The organism is Okibacterium sp. AC114 (genome assembly GCF_979253355.1).
The window spans coordinates 220026-237757 of sequence record NZ_CEEDBR010000001.1 but is presented as its reverse complement, the minus strand read 5'-3'; the positions used below and the strand labels follow the sequence as shown (position 1 = coordinate 237757).

At 67.5% G+C, this 17732-nt stretch carries 15 protein-coding genes; 11 read left to right on the top strand and 4 right to left on the bottom strand.

Annotated features, from left to right (window positions below; all coding sequences use genetic code 11):
* Positions 1–143: 143 nt before the first annotated feature.
* The 4 genes from ACZ6IE_RS01180 to ACZ6IE_RS01165 all read left to right on the top strand — a co-directional run bounded on the left by ACZ6IE_RS01180 (position 144) and on the right by ACZ6IE_RS01165 (position 7734).
* Positions 144–470: a hypothetical protein gene (locus ACZ6IE_RS01180; protein WP_464606398.1), complete on the top strand. Its 327-nt coding sequence runs from the start codon at positions 144–146 to the stop codon at positions 468–470.
* A gap of 380 nt (positions 471–850) precedes the next feature.
* Positions 851–5032, top strand: coding sequence for a beta strand repeat-containing protein (locus tag ACZ6IE_RS01175; RefSeq protein ID WP_464606397.1), 4182 nt, complete (start codon positions 851–853; stop codon positions 5030–5032).
* 116 nt (positions 5033–5148) lie between these two features.
* On the top strand, positions 5149–6702 hold the full coding sequence (locus ACZ6IE_RS01170) for a SpaH/EbpB family LPXTG-anchored major pilin (protein WP_464606396.1): 1554 nt from the start codon (positions 5149–5151) through the stop codon (positions 6700–6702).
* 105 nt (positions 6703–6807) lie between these two features.
* Complete coding sequence (locus tag ACZ6IE_RS01165; RefSeq protein WP_464606395.1) at positions 6808–7734, top strand: class C sortase; 927 nt, start codon at positions 6808–6810, stop codon at positions 7732–7734.
* Positions 7735–7753: 19 nt separating this feature from the next.
* Here ACZ6IE_RS01165 and ACZ6IE_RS01160 read toward each other — a convergent pair whose 3' ends face one another.
* Positions 7754–8761: a LacI family DNA-binding transcriptional regulator gene (locus tag ACZ6IE_RS01160; protein ID WP_464606394.1), complete on the bottom strand. Its 1008-nt coding sequence runs from the start codon at positions 8759–8761 to the stop codon at positions 7754–7756.
* Between the two features lie 278 nt (positions 8762–9039).
* On the opposite strand from ACZ6IE_RS01160, the gene ACZ6IE_RS01155 reads away from it, so the two are divergent.
* From ACZ6IE_RS01155 to ACZ6IE_RS01140, 4 genes are all read left to right on the top strand, one after another.
* A complete protein-coding gene (locus ACZ6IE_RS01155) occupies positions 9040–11145 on the top strand; it encodes a glycoside hydrolase family 127 protein (RefSeq protein WP_464606393.1) in 2106 nt (701 codons plus the stop codon).
* A gap of 101 nt (positions 11146–11246) precedes the next feature.
* Entirely contained in the window at positions 11247–12542 is a 1296-nt protein-coding gene (locus ACZ6IE_RS01150; RefSeq protein ID WP_464606392.1) for an ABC transporter substrate-binding protein, read from the top strand.
* 25 nt (positions 12543–12567) lie between these two features.
* Positions 12568–13563, top strand: coding sequence for a carbohydrate ABC transporter permease (locus ACZ6IE_RS01145; protein ID WP_234990934.1), 996 nt, complete (start codon positions 12568–12570; stop codon positions 13561–13563).
* Positions 13556–14509, top strand: coding sequence for a carbohydrate ABC transporter permease (locus tag ACZ6IE_RS01140; RefSeq protein WP_464606391.1), 954 nt, complete (start codon positions 13556–13558; stop codon positions 14507–14509). The genes ACZ6IE_RS01145 and ACZ6IE_RS01140 overlap by 8 nt, the downstream gene beginning before the upstream one ends.
* Here the strand turns inward: ACZ6IE_RS01140 and ACZ6IE_RS01135 are convergent.
* Positions 14490–14951: a hypothetical protein gene (locus ACZ6IE_RS01135; RefSeq protein WP_464606390.1), complete on the bottom strand. Its 462-nt coding sequence runs from the start codon at positions 14949–14951 to the stop codon at positions 14490–14492. The two genes, ACZ6IE_RS01140 and ACZ6IE_RS01135, sit on opposite strands and share 20 nt — an antisense overlap.
* A 43-nt stretch (positions 14952–14994) precedes the next feature.
* Entirely contained in the window at positions 14995–15357 is a 363-nt protein-coding gene (locus tag ACZ6IE_RS01130) for a DUF6578 domain-containing protein (RefSeq protein WP_464606389.1), read from the bottom strand.
* Positions 15358–15621: 264 nt separating this feature from the next.
* Here ACZ6IE_RS01130 and ACZ6IE_RS01125 point away from each other — a divergent pair, with 264 nt between their 5' ends.
* From ACZ6IE_RS01125 to ACZ6IE_RS01115, 3 genes are all read left to right on the top strand, one after another.
* Positions 15622–16314 (top strand): hypothetical protein, encoded by a 693-nt coding sequence (locus ACZ6IE_RS01125; protein ID WP_464606388.1) that lies wholly within the window; start codon positions 15622–15624, stop codon positions 16312–16314.
* A gap of 111 nt (positions 16315–16425) precedes the next feature.
* Positions 16426–16668 (top strand): hypothetical protein, encoded by a 243-nt coding sequence (locus ACZ6IE_RS01120; protein WP_464606387.1) that lies wholly within the window; start codon positions 16426–16428, stop codon positions 16666–16668.
* A gap of 55 nt (positions 16669–16723) precedes the next feature.
* The gene (locus tag ACZ6IE_RS01115; RefSeq protein WP_464606386.1) at positions 16724–16903 is read left to right on the top strand and encodes a hypothetical protein; all 180 of its coding nucleotides are present in this window, start codon (positions 16724–16726) and stop codon (positions 16901–16903) included.
* Positions 16904–16953: 50 nt separating this feature from the next.
* On the opposite strand, the gene ACZ6IE_RS01110 is transcribed toward ACZ6IE_RS01115, so the two are convergent.
* Positions 16954–17652, bottom strand: a complete 699-nt coding sequence (locus ACZ6IE_RS01110; RefSeq protein WP_464608567.1) for a helix-turn-helix transcriptional regulator — start codon at positions 17650–17652, stop codon at positions 16954–16956.
* Between the last annotated feature and the right edge of the window lie 80 nt (positions 17653–17732).

Below are 17732 nucleotides of genomic sequence, written 5' to 3'. Positions count from 1 at the left end.
GAGCCTTTCTCGACGATCGGGCGACGGCGGAGAGGGTGACGCTGCGGTGCGGAACCCCCCGGAATCCATCTGATCCCGACCTTAGGGCCGAGCCACGCAGAAGGCCAGTGAATATTCAGGGCGGACTCCCACGGCCCCGCGGCGTGTCGACCTCACTCGTGGTGGGCTATCGGACCGGTACGCTCGACACGGCGGGACTGCACAGCAGCATCGAACAGGGGGATGTCTTCCTCCCCTGGCCCGCCATCGAACGCCTCTCGGTGCGCCGCCGTGGCAAGTTCCGCATCCTCACGTTCCACCTCGCGCCCGGCGTGACCGCGCAGTCGCCCGGCATCCACTCGACGCTGCCCGCGAAGTCGTTCGCCACCCTGAGCAAACTCGGCTTCCAACTCGGAGAGGTCGCCATCGACTGCCCGCTCGAGACCGTCATCGCGGCCTCGACAGCCTTAACGGGCGGCCGCCTGCGCTAGGCCCGACGGCCGCTGTGTCGCCTCACAAAAGCGGGCCGCAAAAGCCCTGACGGGAATAGTAGAGTGCGACAAGTCCGGCATCGCGCTCGGCGCGTCACAGTTCGCGCGATATCGCATCCGGAGCTCGCCCAGCGCCGGAACGACATCCGAATCCCAGTAGTCGCGCCGAAAAGCTAAGTACTTCTCAGTATTGCCGGTGAGGATGCTTCATTTCTACGCTGTCACAGACAGGGATGAGAAGAGGGTTTCATCCCACGCATGCAAGCGGCTTCAGCGCCGCGGCGCGCATGTCCCGATCTCTGTGGTCGTGCGGTGTTTTCTCGAGCGCCCCGATCCATCTGACCGCGCGATCCGGGGGGCCGCAGGTGGCTTCTCGACGCATGGGCGGTAACAGACGCGCCCCGAACGGCCCATCATCACGGCCTCGCCGAATCGGCACGATCGCTGCTGCGACATCCGCCGTCGTTGCTCTGACGCTGGGTCTCATCGCTCCCGGCGCGTCGGCCGCCACCGTTTCGGCCGCCGCGCAGGCACAGCCCGCGGCGCCGTCGACGGCCCTCGACGCGTCCTCAGAAGCGTCCGTCGCCCAGGCACTCGCGCCGAGCGCGGCATCGCAGCAGACGGCGCTGGCGCGCGCGGCATCCACCGTTTCGATCCTGGCCGCGGGGGTGCCCGAGGCGCCCGCACAGCTCTGGCTCGAGGACTTCGAGGCGAGCACGCCGCCCGCGCAGCTCGGCACCTACGCCGCGAACCGCTACACGGCGGCCGCATTCTGGCTGAACTACTCCAACTGCAACGGCGTGCTGCTCAACTACACCGTCACGTTCCCCGCCACCGGTTTCTGCGGCACCACCACCGACACGGTTTCGCGCAACCAGGTTCGCCGCATGGCCGACGTCCTCGGCCAGTCGCGACTCGGCGTCGTGGGCAGCACGAGCAACACCGCGCCTGTCAACGGTTCGACCACGGGAACCGCCGGATCGCAGGCGAACCGGGCCCTCGCCGCGCTGACGATGACGGGCGGCACGACGACGGCCAACCAGACGCTCATCGAATCGGTCGCGCCCGTCGGGCTGTCGGCCACCGCCGAGCGCTACTACGCGGCATCCATCGACGTCGCAGAGGACTCGTGCTCGGCTCGCCCGAGCGGCGTCAACAACAACTCCCGGCTGGATGTCGCACTGGTCGTCGGCGCAACGGCGACGAACCTCACCGCGGCGCCCATCATCGCGTGCAACACGCCCGCCGGCCGCTACACCTCCCCCGCGCTGACCGGTGGTTTCGGCAGCGAGACCGCGGTGCGCGCCGGCCGGTTCTTCACCGACACGGCCGTGCGTCTCACCCCCGCGCAGGCCGCACAGGCACGCATCCGGGTCAGCAATGAGATCTCGGCGTCGGCGGGCAACGACTTCGCCGTCGACAACCTGCGCATCGTCGACGCGACCCCGAGCCTCGACAAGACGTTCTCGACCGACCTCACCACCGCGGGCACGCCGACCACGCTCACCTTCACCGTGACGAACACGTCCGAGCTGGCGGCCAAGAACGACTGGAACTTCACCGACACCCTGCCGCAGGGCCTCGTCGTCGCCCCCACACCCGCGGTCGGTGGCACGTGCACCAACGTCACGGGCACGGCATTCGGTGTGCAGGCCGCGGCCGGCGCCAGCTCGATCGTCGTCACGGGCGGCGACCTCGCCAGCAACGCCGCCAGCTGCACCGTCACCGTGGATGTCGTCGCCACGGCCCCCGGAACCTTCACCAACGGCCCCGCCAACGTCGCGACCGTGCTGAACGCCCCCGAGGCCGCCACCTTCGTCGCCGAGGCGCCCGCCCGCATCACCATCCAGAAGAACGTCGCGGGCCGCGCCGTCGTGGGCGACCAGTTCCGCCTCGCCCTGAGCCTCGGCGCCACCGAGGTCGCCAGCGTGACCACGACGGGCGCCAACACGGGGCTGCAGTCGGCCCAGATCGGGCCCGTCAACGTGACGCGCGGGAGCGTCTACACGATCTCCGAATCCATCGTCTCGACGGCCACACTCAACACCTATACGACGGGCTATCAATGCCTGCGCGGCACGACCACGATCGCCACGGGCACCTCGATCTCGGGCCCCATCACCATCCCCAACGAGGCCGGCGCCGAGATCGTCTGCACGTTCACCAACACGCCCCAGGCCGCATCCCTCTATTGCGACGGCACCTATTACTACGCCGTGCGCACCAACGGCTCGATCGCCCAGGTCAACGCCACGAGCTCGGCGGCGCCGACCCAGCTGTACGGCGCCGTGGCGGGTGCGACCGACATCAACGCCCTGGGCGTGAACGGCGACGGCACGAGCGCCATCGCGATCGACCGCACGGGAACGAACGCGGTCAACGCCAGCGGCGTCGTCAACTACACGATCGTCAGCGGCGCGCTGCAAGGAAACCGCACGGCGTTCACGGGCACGCAGGGGTCGTTCCTCGACCGCTCGGGTGCCGCGCTCGACGGCACCATCATCGCGGGCGCCGTCGACCCGCTGAACGGACGATTCGTCGTCGGCAAGTCGGCGGTGGGCTCGGTGCGCCTCTGGGAGTACACGCCCACCGCGCTCAACAACGGCAGCCGCTTCCTCTACCTCGGGCAGGTCTCGACGGGCACCGCGGCCGGCGAGAACGGCGACATCTCGTTCGACGCGCAGGGCAACCTGCACATCGTGCAGACGGCGGCGGACTCGAGCAACGTGGGCATGTTCAGCGTCACGCGCGAGTCGTTGCTCGCGGCAACGGGTGGCACCATCCCCTCGAGCGCCACCACGCGCCGTGCGCTGAGCGGAACCGACACGGGCAACGCGCTCACGGCCGTGAACGGCGTGGCCTTCTCGCCCACCGGAACCGTCTACCTCGGCAACGGCACCACGGCGTACCAATTCGACCCGCTGACCTGGACCCGCGTGCCGAACAGCCCGCGCGCCACCATCGGCACGACCGCGCCGAACACCGCGACCGACCTCGCCGCCTGCACGTCGCCGTCGACGATCTCGCTCGAGAAGAACGTGGTCGGGCGCGTGAACGCGGCCGACCAATTCCGCATCGCGCTGTCGGCCGGATCGCCCCTCGTCGAGTCGACCGTGGCCACGACGAGCGGCACCGCGACCGGCGTGCAGAGCGCGCGCATCGGCCCGACGCCCGTGCAGATCAACACGTCGGTCACGATCTCCGAGACCATGGCGACGGGTTCGGTCTCGCCGCTGACCGCCTATACCTCGGTCTATGAATGCTGGGCCGATGGCGTGCGCATCTTCACGGGCACCGAGAAGTCGGCGGCCATCACCATCCCGAACCGGTTGAGCGTGGGCGTGGCCTGCACGTTCTCGAACTCGCCGGCACCCTTTGCCACCGTACGCGTGACGAAGGTGGTCGAGGACTGGAACGGCGCCAACCGCACGCCCACGGCCGGGTGGACCATGACGACGACGGCGGTGGCGAACACCGGAAGCACCGTCAGCGTGCTGCCGTCGCGCAACCCCTCGCAGCAGACGGGAGCCGACGGTTCTGCCACGTGGCAGGTGCTGTTCGGCGCGGCATCCCAGCGCGGGCGCGTGACCGTGGCCGAGACGACGCAGACCGGTTTCCGCTACCAGAGCCTGGTGTGCACCGTGAACGGCACCGCGGCGGCCACCACCGTGACGACCGTGGGCACGCAGGTGCGCGGCGCCGTGAACGTGGATGTCGCACCCGGCGCGGCCGTCGACTGCACGTACACCAACCGACCGACCGCCACGCTCACGCTCGTCAAGAACGTGTCATTCGGCGCGGCGGCACCCTCGGCCTGGCAGCTGAGCGCCACGCGCAGTCAGGCCACGGCCCTGGCCGGACCGACCGGGGCGGGCGGAAGCGGCACCCTCAACGCCGTTCCCGTCTCGGCCGACACCCCGTATCGACTGGCCGAAGCGGGCGGACCGGCCACCTACGTGCAGGTGGGCGGTTGGTCCTGCGTCACCGCGACGGGCACCGTCGTTCCCGTCAGCGCGGCGAATGATGTGACCCTGACCCGGGCCACGGATGTCACGTGCACCGTGACGAATGCGACGGCCGCCATCACGCTGCTGAAGAACGTGCAGAACCCGTCGACCGGATTCCAGCCCTCCACCTGGAACCTGACGGCCACGCCGGCCGCCCTGACGGGACTCGGCGCGACCACCGTTCCGGGCGCCGACTACTCGGCGACCAACGGCAACGCGGCGAGCACCTTCGCCGTGCGGCCGGGGCACAGCTACACGCTCAGCGAGGCCCTCGCGCAGAGCGGCACGCGCCTCGCCTACCAGCAGCTGCGGCTCGAGCTGCGGCAGCCGAACGGCACGTGGACCCCCGTGAGCTCGCAAACCATCACGGCCCCGGCGGCCGGGCAGACGGCGACCTATCGCTATGTCAACGCGCCCGTCTCGCCCCCCACACTCCCCCTCGCCGGGGGACCCAGCACGGACGCGTTCGTCATCGGCGGCATAGCCGTCTTGACGCTCGCCCTGGCCCTCGCGGTCTGGCAACGACGCCGCCGCACGCGAAGGAGTGCGATGTGAAGCATTGATCACACTGCCTCGACGCCTTCGTCCCTGACTTTCACTGTCACCTCACGCAATTTGCTGTCCACTTTTCACGCTTTTTCAACTCACTCTCATCTCTGACAGGAGCAACAATGTCCAGGTCCATCTCTCGGCGGGTCACCGCCGCGATCGGCGCCCTCGTCTTGGCGGCCGGCGCGGCGTTCGTGGCCACGGCCCCCGCGCAGGCTGTTACGCAGCCCGGAAACATCAACCCCGACCAGCCCCGCAGCCTCACGGTGCACAAGTTCGCGCTCGGCCCCAACAACGGCCAGAACGCGGGCACCGGCCAGGAGCTGCCCTCCACCACCAACCTCGGCACGCCGCTGTCGGGCGCCGTCTTCACCGCGACGCAGGTCGCCGGTGTCGACCTCACCACGCCCGAAGGCTGGGCCATCGCCAACAGCCTGAGCCCGCAGACGGCTGCGACGCGCCTCACCGGCACGCCCTACACGTCGACGCCCTCTGCCGCGAACGGCACCGCCACCTTCCCGACGACCATGCCGCTCGGCCTGTTCTACGTGCAGGAGACCGTGCTGCCCGCCGACGCCACCAACCCGACGGCGCCGTTCCTCGTGTCGCTGCCGCTGCCCACCGGCCCGTCCGGTGCCCCGGCGAACCAGTGGATCTACGACGTGCACGTCTACCCCAAGAACGCCGTCACCGAGACCACCAAGACGCGCGTTCCGGCTCCGGCCAACTCGGCTGAGGCCCGCAACCCCGACCTCATCCGCTGGGCGATCGCCGCGAGCATCCCCACCCTGGCGGCCGGCGACGCGATCACTGCGTTCTCGCTGACCGACTCGGTGCCGGAAGCACTCGTGTTCCCGACGACGCCTCCCACGGGCGTCTCGCCGACGACCGTGACGGTCACGAGCCCCGCGGGCGTCGCGCAGAACTTCGCCCTCGGAACCGACTACACGATCACCAACACCGCGGCCACGCCGACCGCTGAGGGCACCTCGGTGCTCACGTTCACGGCATCCGGTCTCACGCGTCTGACCACGCTGCAGGGCGGCCTCGTGTCGTTCAACGTGCTGACGCGCGCCGTGTCGATCCCGCCGAACGGCCTCATCACCAACAACGCCACGGCCAACATCAACGGCCTCACCGAGACCGTCTCGGGCACCACGCCCATCGGTCAGCTGACGGTGTCGGCGTTCGAGAGCAACAACGGCGGCCCGCGCACCCCCCTGGCCGGCGCGGTCTACCAGGTCTACCTGAACCAGAACGACGCCAACAACCAGCAGAACCCGATCTCGATCAACGGCAGCATCAACTGGACCACCGATGCAACCGGTTTCGTCGCCATCCCGATCATCACGCCCGGCAACTACTACGTGCGTGAGATCACCCCGCCGGCCGGTTACAACCTGCCGCAGAGCAACCCGGTCCAGGCCGTGGTCGTCGCGGGCCCGACCTCGACGGCACCTCCCGTGCAGAACTACGTCGAGTTCAACCACACCCAGGTCTCGGCAGCGAACTTCCTGCTGCCCTTCACCGGTGGTGACGGTGGCGTCTGGTTCGGCATCGGCGGCGGCGCGCTCCTCGCGATCGCCCTCGGCGCCGCGGTCATCGTGTCTCGTCGTCGCGCCGAAGCCGGTGCCGTCGCCGAGCAGACGCCCGTCGCAGCAACGACGTCCGCGTAGTCTGACGTGATGCACACGAAGGCGGGGAGTCCTTCGGGGCCCCCGCCTTCGTCGTCCCCAGAAGCGTCACCGACTAGCGCTCCGGTGGTGTCGCGACGCTGGCGGATGTCGTGGGTCTCCCTCGTCATCGCCCTGATCTCGGTGCTGGGCGCAGGCCTTCTCCTGTTCCCCACCGTCGTCTCCTGGTTCAGCCAATACGAGCAGTCCCAACGCATCAACGACCTCACGCAGGATGTCTCGGACCTCGGCACGGCCACCCTGCAACAACAACTCCAGCGCGCTCGCGAGTACAACGAGAACCTCGTCGGCGGAGGCGCCAACCTCCTCGCCAACGAACGCCTACCGGTTGCCGACGCACCCGACCAGACCGGCGACTACGACGACATCCTCAAGGCCGACAAGGCCGGCCTCATGGCCCGGCTGAAGATCCCGGCCATCAACGTCGACCTCCCCGTCTCGCACGGCACCGGCCCCGATGTGCTCGAACACGGCGTCGGCCACCTCGAGGGCACCGCCTTCCCCGTTGGCGGCGAGTCGACGCGCTCGGTGCTCACGGCCCACCGCGGCCTCGCCACCGCCGAACTCTTCACCCACCTCGACCGCGTCAAGGAGGACGACACCTTCACCATCGAGGTCTTCGGCGAGGTGCTCGTATACCGCGTCATCGACACGCGCATCGTCGAACCGACCGACGGCCAGAGCCTCTTCCCGATCGACGGCCAAGACCTCGTCACGCTCGTCACCTGCACACCCCTCGGCGTCAACAGCCACCGCATTCTGGTCACGGGCGAGCGCGTCATCCCCACCCCGCAATCCGACCTCGACGGCGCGGGCCAACGCCCCGACATCCCCTCGTTCCCCTGGTGGGCCCTCATCGCCGCGGGCGTGCTCCTCACGGCCACGGCCTATGTCTGGCACTCGGGGCGCCCGCCGCGCGTGCGCCCAGCGGCGCTATCCGCTGAGGCTGAGGCTGAGGCTGCGGCTGCGGCTGCGGCCCAGGACAACGTCAAGCCCGAGCCCGAGCGAAACTAGCTGCCCGCCCGCCTCGCGGTTAAGGGATCGTCGTGCCGCGCGCGACGAGGCGGCAGTCCGTGCGTTCGACACCGGTCGGCAGCGGCGACCCGTCGATCGCGGCGAACAGCAGCTCGGATGCGCGGCGGCCCAGCAGGTCGAGGTTCATGTCGACACTGGAGATGGGCGGATTGGTGTCTGCCGTGATCAGCTCCCAGTTGTCGAAGCCGATGAGGGCGACATCCGTCGGCACCCTTCGGCCACGCGCGTGCAGGGCGTCGAGGGCGCCGCGCGCGATCTGGTCGGAGTCGCAGATGACGGCGTCGATATCGGGATGGGTGTCGAGCAGCATGAGGGTGGCGCTGCGGCCCCAGCGTTCGGTCCACTCGCCGTAGTCGGTGCGATGCGCGAGCGGCACCCCGGAAGCCGTCAGCGCGGCATCGATGCCGAGAGCCCGGTCGCGCGCCGCTTGTGCCGTCGGCAGGCCGCGCACGTGGGCGATGCGGCGCCGGCCGGTCGAAAGAAGGTGTTCGGCGGCGATGCGCCCGCCCTGCACGTTGTCGGGCGTGAGCGAGAAGTCGGTTGGATCGTCTGAGGGCGTGTAGACGTAGGCGACGGGGAACGGAAGTGCCGATCCGAGTGAGCGACGAGCGTCGGTCAGGCTGCCGACGACCATGAGCGCGTCGACCTGTTTGGCGGCGAGCGTGCGCACGTGTCGCTGCTCGCGGATGGCGTCACCCCGAGCATCGCTCAGCAACACCGAAATCTCGTCGGCCCCAAAAGCGTCTTCGGCGGCCATGAGAATGGGCAGGCTGAAACGACCTTCGAGGTCGGATGTCAGCAAGCCGACGGTTCCGCTGCGCCCGCGAGAAAGACTGCGGGCCATCGCGTTGTGCTCGAAAGACAGCGATCGCGCCGCCTCGTGCACGCGCGCCTTCGTCGCTTCGCGGACCTCGGAGCGGTTGTTCAGAGCCTTCGAGGCCGTCGCCACCGACACCCCGGCCAAACGCGCCACATCGACCAGCGTGACCGCTTTGCTGCGCCGCATCCAAAACTCCTCGAAAATGTTTTGTCGCCGTTCGACGGCGCCACATCCCCGCCAGCCCCGTGCGGTTTCCAGAGTAGCGGACCTCTCACGAGCACCGAAGAACCATCCGCAAAATCTCAACTCTTGAAACCGCTTTCGTTTTACATTACGGTAACCAGATCGACTCATTGCCGACACTGTGGTGGGCTTCGATATGTGACATAGCACAAGAGCGTGCGGTCGCCGTGGGTCGTTCGACTCATCGCATCGCTGCGAATGAACGAACGAAAGGATGCGCGGTGACCCTCACCAGTGCACGATCAACCGGCCCCCTCGCCACACCGCGCCGAGCGCGCCGCCGGCCCCTCGATGCCGACGCCGCGAGCTTCACGTCAGGGCTGCACGCATCGTGGCTGCGCCGCAACGTCGACGCCTCCCTCCCGCACGGCACCGCGATGCTCGAAACCGCCGGTAACCTCGACAACCTGAGGCGTCTGGCCGGCGAGTCCGACGCTCCGTTCCGTGGGCAGCTCTTCGCCGACAGCGACGTATACAAGATGTTGGAGGCGATCGCGTGGCAGGTGGGCGACGCCGAGGCGCAGCATCCCGAACTCATCCGGTTCTACCGCGACACCGTCGGCCTGCTCGAACGCGCCCAGCGCGACGACGGCTATCTCGACTCGGCCTACCAGCTCGGCGAGGGCGACGCCGGGCCCTGGACGAACTTCACCCACGGCCACGAGCTCTACTGCCTTGGGCACCTGCTGCAGGCGGGCATCGCGGGGTATCGAGCCCTGGGCGACGACCGGCTGCTCGGCGTCGGCATCCGCTTCGTCGACCTCGTGATCGACCTTTATGGCGGGCCCGAATCGGACGTGTACTGCGGACATCCCGAAATCGAGACGGCCCTCGTCGAGCTGTATCGCACGACGGGCGACGAGCGTCACCTCGATCTGGCCGAAGCGTTCATCCGCCGCCGGGGAAGCGGCTTCATCGGCGAAGGCGTCTATGGCGCGCAGTACTACCAGGACGACACGAGCGTTCTCGACACCGACATCATGCGCGGCCACGCCGTGCGCGCGCTCTACCTGAACGCCGGGGTCACCGACCTCTACCTCGAACGCGGCGACGAAGCCCTGCTCGATGCCATGAAGACCCAGTGGGATGACCTGGTCGGAAAACGTCTCTACCTCACCGGTGGCACAGGCTCGCGGCACCGCGACGAGTCGTTCGGCGACGCCTACGAGCTGCCGAGCGAGCGCGCTTATGCCGAGACCTGCGCGGGAATCGCCCTCATCAACTGGGCGTGGCGCCTGCACGTCGCCACGGGCGAGTCCCGCTACCTCGATGCCGCCGAGAACGCGCTCTACAACGTGGTGTCGGCCGGCATCTCGGTCGACGGCCTGTCCTACTTCTATAGCAACCCGCTGCAGAGGCGGCCCGACCACGGCGCCAGCCAGGAGGAATCGAGCGGTCGCCGTCTGGCCTGGTATAGCTGCGCGTGCTGCCCGCCCAACCTCATGCGCACGTTCGCGTCGCTGCAGAACCTGCTCGCGACCTCGGGCGGCGACACCGTGCAGGTGGCCAACTACGCCGCGAGCAGCATCCGTCTGCCGCGCATCGACGCCACCGGGGCGACCTCAACCGATGAATCCTCGGATGCCGCAGCCGCCGTGCTGCACGTCGACACCGACTACCCGGCCTCGGGTTCGGTGACGCTGCGCTTCGACGATGCCTGGGCGGGAACGCTGGAGCTGCGGGTGCCCGAGTGGTCCCGCACCGGAGGGCGGCGAGCGCGGCTCACCGTCGATGGCGAGCCTCGTGAGACCGTCTCAGCGAACGCCCCCGTCGACTCGGGGTGGCTCCGCGTGGAGGGGCCCTTCGCGGCCGACACCGTGATCCGGCTGGAGCTCGACGTGAGCCCGAGCCTCGTGTTTCCGCATCCCCGCATCGACGGCCTGCGCGGCAGTGTCGCGGTCCGACGCGGGCCACTCGTGTACTGCGTCGACCAGACCGACAACGCCGTCGACATCGAGACCGTGGATGTCGCAACCGACGCCTCGGTCGTCGAGGTCTCGGGCAGCGAGATCGTCGGCGGCTTCGGGCCCTTCCTCGGCATCGACGCGCTGCGCACCCTGCCCGATCCGGCGGCCGTGAGCCTGTATTCGAGCACTCCAGAACCCAGTGCCGGGGCATCCCCCGAAGCCGCTGCATCCGGCGAAACCGGCTCATCCGGCGCAATCTCCGCGCCGCACGCCGAGAAGGCGCGCCTGATCTTGCGCCCCTACGCCCTCTGGGGCAACGGGCCGGCACCCGCCGCTATGCGCGTGTGGATGCCCCGCGCCTCGGCCCCCGCTCTCGCCACCCCGACTCAAATCACCCCCACCGACCGCACCACCGCGTAACCCTGCACGACGACACCCCGCACGACGACTCCCGCTCCACCGCACGACGACCCGCCCCCCGCCGGGCCGCTCCCACCCTTCAGAAGGAGAAGTGACGCACCATGAGGCACTCAAGAACAACGCTGTTTCGCCTGATCGCGCTCGGCACCGCAACGGCTGCCGCGTTCTCGTTGTCCGCCTGCAGTTCGGGTGGTGGCGACGCCGACACCCTGACCGTCTGGACCCGTTCCGACGGCGAGGTCTACACCAAGCAACTCGCCGAGATGTACGAGAAGGCCAACCCGGGTCTCACGGTCGATGTGACCGTGCTGCCGAACTCCGATGTGCAGCAGAAGCTGGGCTCGGCGATCAGCTCGGGCAACCCGCCGGATGTCGTGGCCATCGACGTCGTAAAGGCGCCCTACTTCATCAACGCGGGCGCCTTCCAGGACCTGACCGAGCGCATCGACGGACTCGACTACGCAGACGACCTCCTGCCCGCCCAGGTCGATGCCGGCACCTTCGAGGACAAGAAGTACACGTCGCCGTTCACCGCCGACACCTCGGTGCTCTACTACAACAAGGATCTGTTCCGTCAGGCGGGGCTCGACCCCGAGGCGCCGCCGACCACCTGGCAGGAGTTCGCCACCGCGGCCGACAGCATCGGCGGTCTCGGCGACGACATCACCGGCTACCACTACTCCGCGGGCTGCGGCGGGTGTGCCGCGTTCGCCCTCGCCCCCATGGTGTGGGCTTCCGGCGGCGACTTCATCGACGCCGACAGCGGCGCGTTGAACCCCGACGCCACGTTCACCGACCCGGTCGTCACCGAGTTCATCGAACTGCTCAACGGCATGGTGGCGGATGGCGGCATCACGACGGCCAGCCAGACCGACGGCGGCGAGAACTATGGCGGCGCATTCGAGAACGGCAAGCTCGGCATGGTCGCGAGTGGCTCGTTCTACCTGAACACGCTGCAGTCGTCCGATCTGCCGTTCGAGATGGGTGTCACGCCGTTGCCCGGCAAGAATGCCGGTGAGATCTCATCCATGGTCGGTGGTGATGTGCTCGCCATTCCCGAGGGCGCCAAGAACGGTGACGCCGCCTGGGACTTCGTGAAGTGGGCGACCGGGGATGACGCGCAGAAGACCCTGGCCGAGAGTGGTTTCACCCCGGTGCGCACCGACCTCTACGAGTCGGACTACAGCTCGAAGGGGCCGGAGCAGGCCGCGCTTGTCGAAGCCGCGCTGCAGGGTCAGGTGCCGTACACGGTGTCGTTCAACGCACTGTTCAGCGACCCGAACGGCCCCATGGTGAGCCTGATGCAGGCCGGTGTGTTCGGTGACGATGTGGATGCCGCAGCCGCCGCCGCGCAGAAGACCGCCGAACAGATCGTCACGCAGAACGCCACGGAATAGCCGCCGACGAGTTGATGGAGCAGACATGACCGAGACCCTCAGCACGCCGGTGACTCCGTCGCCGGACACGTCGCGCCGCGCGTCTTCGCGTGTCCGCTCCACCTCTCGCGGGCGTCGACCCGGAGGGGCGGCCGGTCCGTCCCTCCGGGAGCGTCGGCTCTCCCGAACCGGCCTGCTGGCGGTGACGCCCGCGCTGCTCCTCACGGCCGTGTTCTTCGTCGTGCCCGTGGCGCTCATGGCCTGGATGAGCCTGCACAGGTGGCCACTTCTCGGCCGCAGCACCTTCATCGGCCTCGACAATTACGTGCGCGCCTTCACAGCCGACGACACGTTCCTGCGTTCGATCGGCTTCACCCTGATCTATACGGTCGTCATCACGCCGATCCTGTTCGTGGCGGGTCTCGCCCTCGCGTTCTTCGTGCGGCGGCCGTCTCGCGCGAGCACGTTCTTCCGCACCATCTTCTTCACGCCCTATGTGATCGGTTTCGCGGCGGCCAGCTTCCTGTGGCTGTGGTTCACCGATCCGAGCGCCGGTTCGGTGAACGCCATCCTCACGAGCCTCGGCACCGAGGTCGACCAAACCTCCTGGTTCGTGGAGCAGTGGCCCGCCCTCATCAACGTCATCGTCATGGTCACGTGGAAGGTCGTCGGCTTTCAGATGATCCTGCTGCTGGGTGGCCTCAACAGCGTTCCCGAGGATGTGCTCGAGGCGGCGCAGATCGACGGGGCCGGGTGGTGGAGGCGCCTCACCGGAATCATCCTGCCGCTCATGAAGCCCACGATCATCCTGGTGTTGGTGTTCTCGATCAGCGGCTCACTGCTCGCCTTCGAGCAGTTCTTCCTCATCACGAAGGGTCGCCCCGACAACGAGACGGTCACGGCCGTCTATTGGATCTACAACGTCTCCTTCACCAAGTTCGAGCTGGGCTATGGCGCCGCGTTGTCGGTCATCATGCTCGTGCTGTTACTCATCGTCGCGGCCGCGCAGATCCGCCTTCTGAGAGGACCCAAGAATGACTGAGCCCCGATCGGATGCATCAGCTCCGGCCTCGTCGTCCACCGCTGTGGCCGCTCCCCCGGCTGCGGCCATCGCGGCAATCAGCCCGACTCCGTCCGCGTCCGTGCGTCGCAAACGGGGTCGCGGAGCCGTCGGCGTCTGGTGGTGGGTGGGCGGCATCGTGCTCGTCTCGCTCTTCGCGCTGCCGCTGCTCTCGGCGGTCACGGGCAGCCTCAAGTCGCCCGCCGAGTTGCAGCAACGCCCGGCCACGTTTTTTCCGCAGACGCTGAGCGGCGACGCCTGGTCGCGCCTGTTCGACCCCTCGCAGGGCACCCTCACGGGCCTGGCGAACAGCCTGGTCGTCGCGATCGGCACCGTCGCACTCACCGTGGTGTTGTCGACCCTCGCGGGCTACGGTTTCGGCCGCTTCCGTTTTCGTGGAAGCACCCTTCTGTTCGGCGTCGTGCTCGCGGGCATGATGATCCCGTTCAGCGTGCTGCTCACCCCGATCAGCGTGGTGTTGCGCACCCTCGGCGTCAGCAACTCCCTGCTCGGCCTGGTGCTCGTCTACACGACCTACCAGTTGCCGTTCTGCATCTTCATCATGCGCAACGCCTTCGCGGCGATCCCCGACGAGATCGAAGAGGCGGCCATGATCGATGGATGCTCGCGCCGCAGTGTCCTGTTGCGCATGTTCGTGCCCCTCGTCGTGCCCGGCATCGTCACGGCCGCGATCTTCGCGTTCCTCAACGCGTGGAACGAGTTCCTCGGCGCCCTCGTCCTCCTGTCGGACCAGGCTCTCTTCACGCTCCCCGTCGTCCTGCAGACCAAGCAGATCGGGCAATTCGGCAAGGTCGACTGGGGCCTGCTTGACGCAGGTGTCGTCGTCTCGATGATCCCCTGCCTGCTCATCTTCTTCCTGCTGCAGCGCTACTACGTCAACGGCATCTTCAGCGGCGCGGCGAAGTAGGGGCCGGGGTGACCTGACCGTCGCGCCGCACCGCGAGCGCGACGACGGAGAGCGGGAGCAGCGCATAGATCGGAGCGAACGCGATTGCGCCGAGAACGGCCGGGCCCGTGGGCTCGGCGTGTCCCAGATTGATGGCGACCAGGGCGACTCCGACCCCTGCGCTGACTGCCGTCAGGAGGGCCGCGGTGAACAAGGTGCCCTTATGTGCGGCTCCTCGGTCCCTATCGATCGCCGCGGTGACGGCCAGGACGAGGCCTACGCCGGTCAGCAGCACGACCGGGATGAGGAAGGCCCAGAGAGGCTGCGTGTTGGTCACCTCTGCGCCCGACCATTGCACATCGAGGGTGCTCGGCAGAGGCATCCACGCGATGATCACACCCGCGGCGATGAGCGTCGGCACCCCGACGAGGATCGCCGCAACGATGCGCCATGCCTTCACCATGACACCCGATTCTAGGTGGCTCGCGCACAGTCACACTTGCTCGTTAGGCGATCTCGTTTGCCAGGACCCGCACGTCGAAAACATCCGGTTTGGCGTCGACGAGCTGTCCTGTGTGCTGCTCCTCGAGGTGGCCGTCATCTTTCGCGTCGAAGCCGCGCAGAGCCGATCCGCTCGGAACGCGGGCGACTGCGCGCCGTGCACCATGGATGTCGACGACCGAGATGTCTATGACGCGACCCCGGATGCGGACATCCGGCTCGTCATCATGGTGAATCTCGACGTAATCTTCCTCCCCCGATGCTCGTCGGCGCACGAGGCATCCAAAATCGACGATCTGGTTCACCTCGATCGCCTCGCCGCAGCACTCGTGCTCCCAGCCTCCGACCTGCACGACAACCTCGGCCATCATTAGAACCTCATCCCGCCGTTCGATTGACCTTGGCGAACACGTAATACGCGACGCAGAACACAATTGCGACCGCCACCACACCGCGTAGAACCATCGCTGCCCCCGATCGCGTGTCCGTTGGTGTAGACATCTAAGCAGTTGTTTCGTCTCCGTTTGCGGCGTCGCCTCCGCGTGAACAGCCTGCCGCAACAAGAGTCGAAAGCTGACGCGCACACAGGCGCACGTACAGCGCTGGCGGGTGCCGCTGAATTGAGGGTGAACATGAAAATGAAGTCGGTCGGCCTGGCCGTCATCTGTTGCGTTCTGGCGCTCTGCGGGTGCACGCCACAGACGGATGATGCCGATACGCCGTCACCGTCGTGGGCGGACGTCGAGCGAGCCGCCGCGACTGAATGGATGTCCGCGCAGTCCACTTTTCTGAACACCACGGCAGGTTTTCCGCTCATCGCCGCGAGGACGGTCGACGGGTGTGGCGGAAGCTCGACCGGGGACGGCTTCAAGCCGCCCTACCCAGTTCAGACCTACAGCTGCTCCATGACGCGCGTAAGCATGTACGCGTTCCCACAAATGACCGACCCGGCCGCGATTGCCACGGCGGTGAATAGCGCATACGCAACACAGGGATGCGACGAGGCACCGATCGCCCCTGAGCTCGCCACCGCCGACAATTTGAACTCAACGGACCCGTCCATGTACTTCGTCACGGGCGGTTACAGCTGCGAGGACTACGAACCCACCATCGGTCTACAGCTGGGGAGCATCCAGAATGAAGGTGTCCTCGCCGACATAGCGGATGCTCCGAAGATCTATCCCTCGACGCCCGTCACGCAGGATGCCCCTTTCGGTGAAGAAGTCGCGCAAGCGGTCCTGGACATGAAATCCGACTACGTCCTCATCGTGCAGAACTCGCTGAACTACTACAACGAGCCCACCTGCGACGGCCACCGCTGCTGACGGGTCTGCTCGGCGTGGGAACGCGCTTGAGCTCCTACGCTGAGGGCGCGAGACACACGTGTGCGGGTCCGACATGACGGATGCCCTCACCGCCTGGTAGCAATCGCACATATGATCCGAAGCAACTTCGGTGATCTTTGTGGTCACCGGCCGACTGCTCTGGAACGAGGCGAGGCAATCAACATACTGATCAGCATCCTTCTGCCACTGCTGTGCCTGGCGGCGGCCATCTATTGCTTTTGGAAGGTGAGAGGCATCGGCGGTTTCGCGCTTGGCATGTTTGCCCTACTCTTCTTCTGCGTCCTGGCAGTGAAGGCGTTTTTCGTGATCGTGTTCTCAATGGACACTGGCTAAGACCAGTCGCCCCGGCCCAAATGACCGAAATGATCCTAGAAGGCGGCACCCACGCATGAACCCAGGCATTGCATTCTGCCTCCTCCTCGCCATCGCGGCGCTAGTAGGAGCGCTCTTCGCGTTCTTCAAAATCAAGAACGGAGGAGGGGTTGTACTCGGAATTCTCGGTTTGATTGCGGCAGGCTTCTTCGGCCTTCTGTTCATTGTCTACTCCGCATTCGCATCGACAGGTTGAACGGCGGAATGGACACCTTTATTTATGTTCGCGGTGCCCACTGACGTGGCTCAGTCGCCCCGCCCACGCACCGGCCTGGCGTTTGCTGGCGGCTCGCCGACCTCATCGACGGTGTGCCCCGCGCACGCCATCTTGGTCACGCTAGCCCGCTCGATGCGTGACACCGTGAACCAGCGCATCGCGTCGCGCATCCGGCACCACCCGACGAGGTACCACTGGCCGTTCGTGGACGCGAACAGCACGGGCTCGACGTCGCGCGTGGTCGTGGCCCCGGATTGCGCGGTGTAGCGGAGGCGGACGACGCGCTGCTCGGCCATCCCCTCCTCCAGCGCCGACCGGATCGCACGCGAGGGCGACGGTGGCGCATCGACCCAGACGCGGCCGGCCAGCTGCTCGGCGCGGGCGCGGGTGCGGGGGTCGAGGACATCCACGATTTTCTGGATGCCGGCTGCCGCCAGATCTGAGTAGGGGGCATCGCGCGCGGCCGACGCAGCAGCCATGAGCGCCACCGCCTGCTCTGCCGACAAGCTGACCGGCGGCAGGGATGCACCCACCGCCAGCCCATAGCCACCGCCGGGCCCGGGCCGCGACCAGATGGGCGCGCCGCCGCGTTCGAGGGCGGCGAGGTCCCGTTTGACGGTGCGCACGGACACGTCGAACTCGCGCGCCAACCGTTCGGCGGAGCTGCCGCGCGTTCCGTAGCGGCGCAGCATCTCGGACAGCGCGTGCAACCGCTCGGCGCGCTTCATCGCCGCTGCCGTCGCCGTCGCTGCCACAGTCGTGGTCGCCGAGAAATGTTCGAGTTCATGACAGAAATAGTGACACACAC

Coding starts and splice junctions, on each gene's coding strand:
- ACZ6IE_RS01165 (WP_464606395.1), top strand. CDS start 6,808: ATGTCGTGGGTCTCCCTCGTCATCGCCCTGATCTCGGTGCTGGGCGCA.
- ACZ6IE_RS01120 (WP_464606387.1), top strand. CDS start 16,426: ATGATCCGAAGCAACTTCGGTGATCTTTGTGGTCACCGGCCGACTGCT.
- ACZ6IE_RS01150 (WP_464606392.1), top strand. CDS start 11,247: ATGAGGCACTCAAGAACAACGCTGTTTCGCCTGATCGCGCTCGGCACC.
- ACZ6IE_RS01110 (WP_464608567.1), bottom strand. CDS start 17,652: ATGAAGCGCGCCGAGCGGTTGCACGCGCTGTCCGAGATGCTGCGCCGC.
- ACZ6IE_RS01125 (WP_464606388.1), top strand. CDS start 15,622: ATGAAAATGAAGTCGGTCGGCCTGGCCGTCATCTGTTGCGTTCTGGCG.
- ACZ6IE_RS01175 (WP_464606397.1), top strand. CDS start 851: ATGGGCGGTAACAGACGCGCCCCGAACGGCCCATCATCACGGCCTCGC.
- ACZ6IE_RS01130 (WP_464606389.1), bottom strand. CDS start 15,357: ATGGCCGAGGTTGTCGTGCAGGTCGGAGGCTGGGAGCACGAGTGCTGC.
- ACZ6IE_RS01140 (WP_464606391.1), top strand. CDS start 13,556: ATGACTGAGCCCCGATCGGATGCATCAGCTCCGGCCTCGTCGTCCACC.
- ACZ6IE_RS01170 (WP_464606396.1), top strand. CDS start 5,149: ATGTCCAGGTCCATCTCTCGGCGGGTCACCGCCGCGATCGGCGCCCTC.
- ACZ6IE_RS01135 (WP_464606390.1), bottom strand. CDS start 14,951: ATGGTGAAGGCATGGCGCATCGTTGCGGCGATCCTCGTCGGGGTGCCG.
- ACZ6IE_RS01145 (WP_234990934.1), top strand. CDS start 12,568: ATGACCGAGACCCTCAGCACGCCGGTGACTCCGTCGCCGGACACGTCG.
- ACZ6IE_RS01160 (WP_464606394.1), bottom strand. CDS start 8,761: ATGCGGCGCAGCAAAGCGGTCACGCTGGTCGATGTGGCGCGTTTGGCC.
- ACZ6IE_RS01115 (WP_464606386.1), top strand. CDS start 16,724: ATGAACCCAGGCATTGCATTCTGCCTCCTCCTCGCCATCGCGGCGCTA.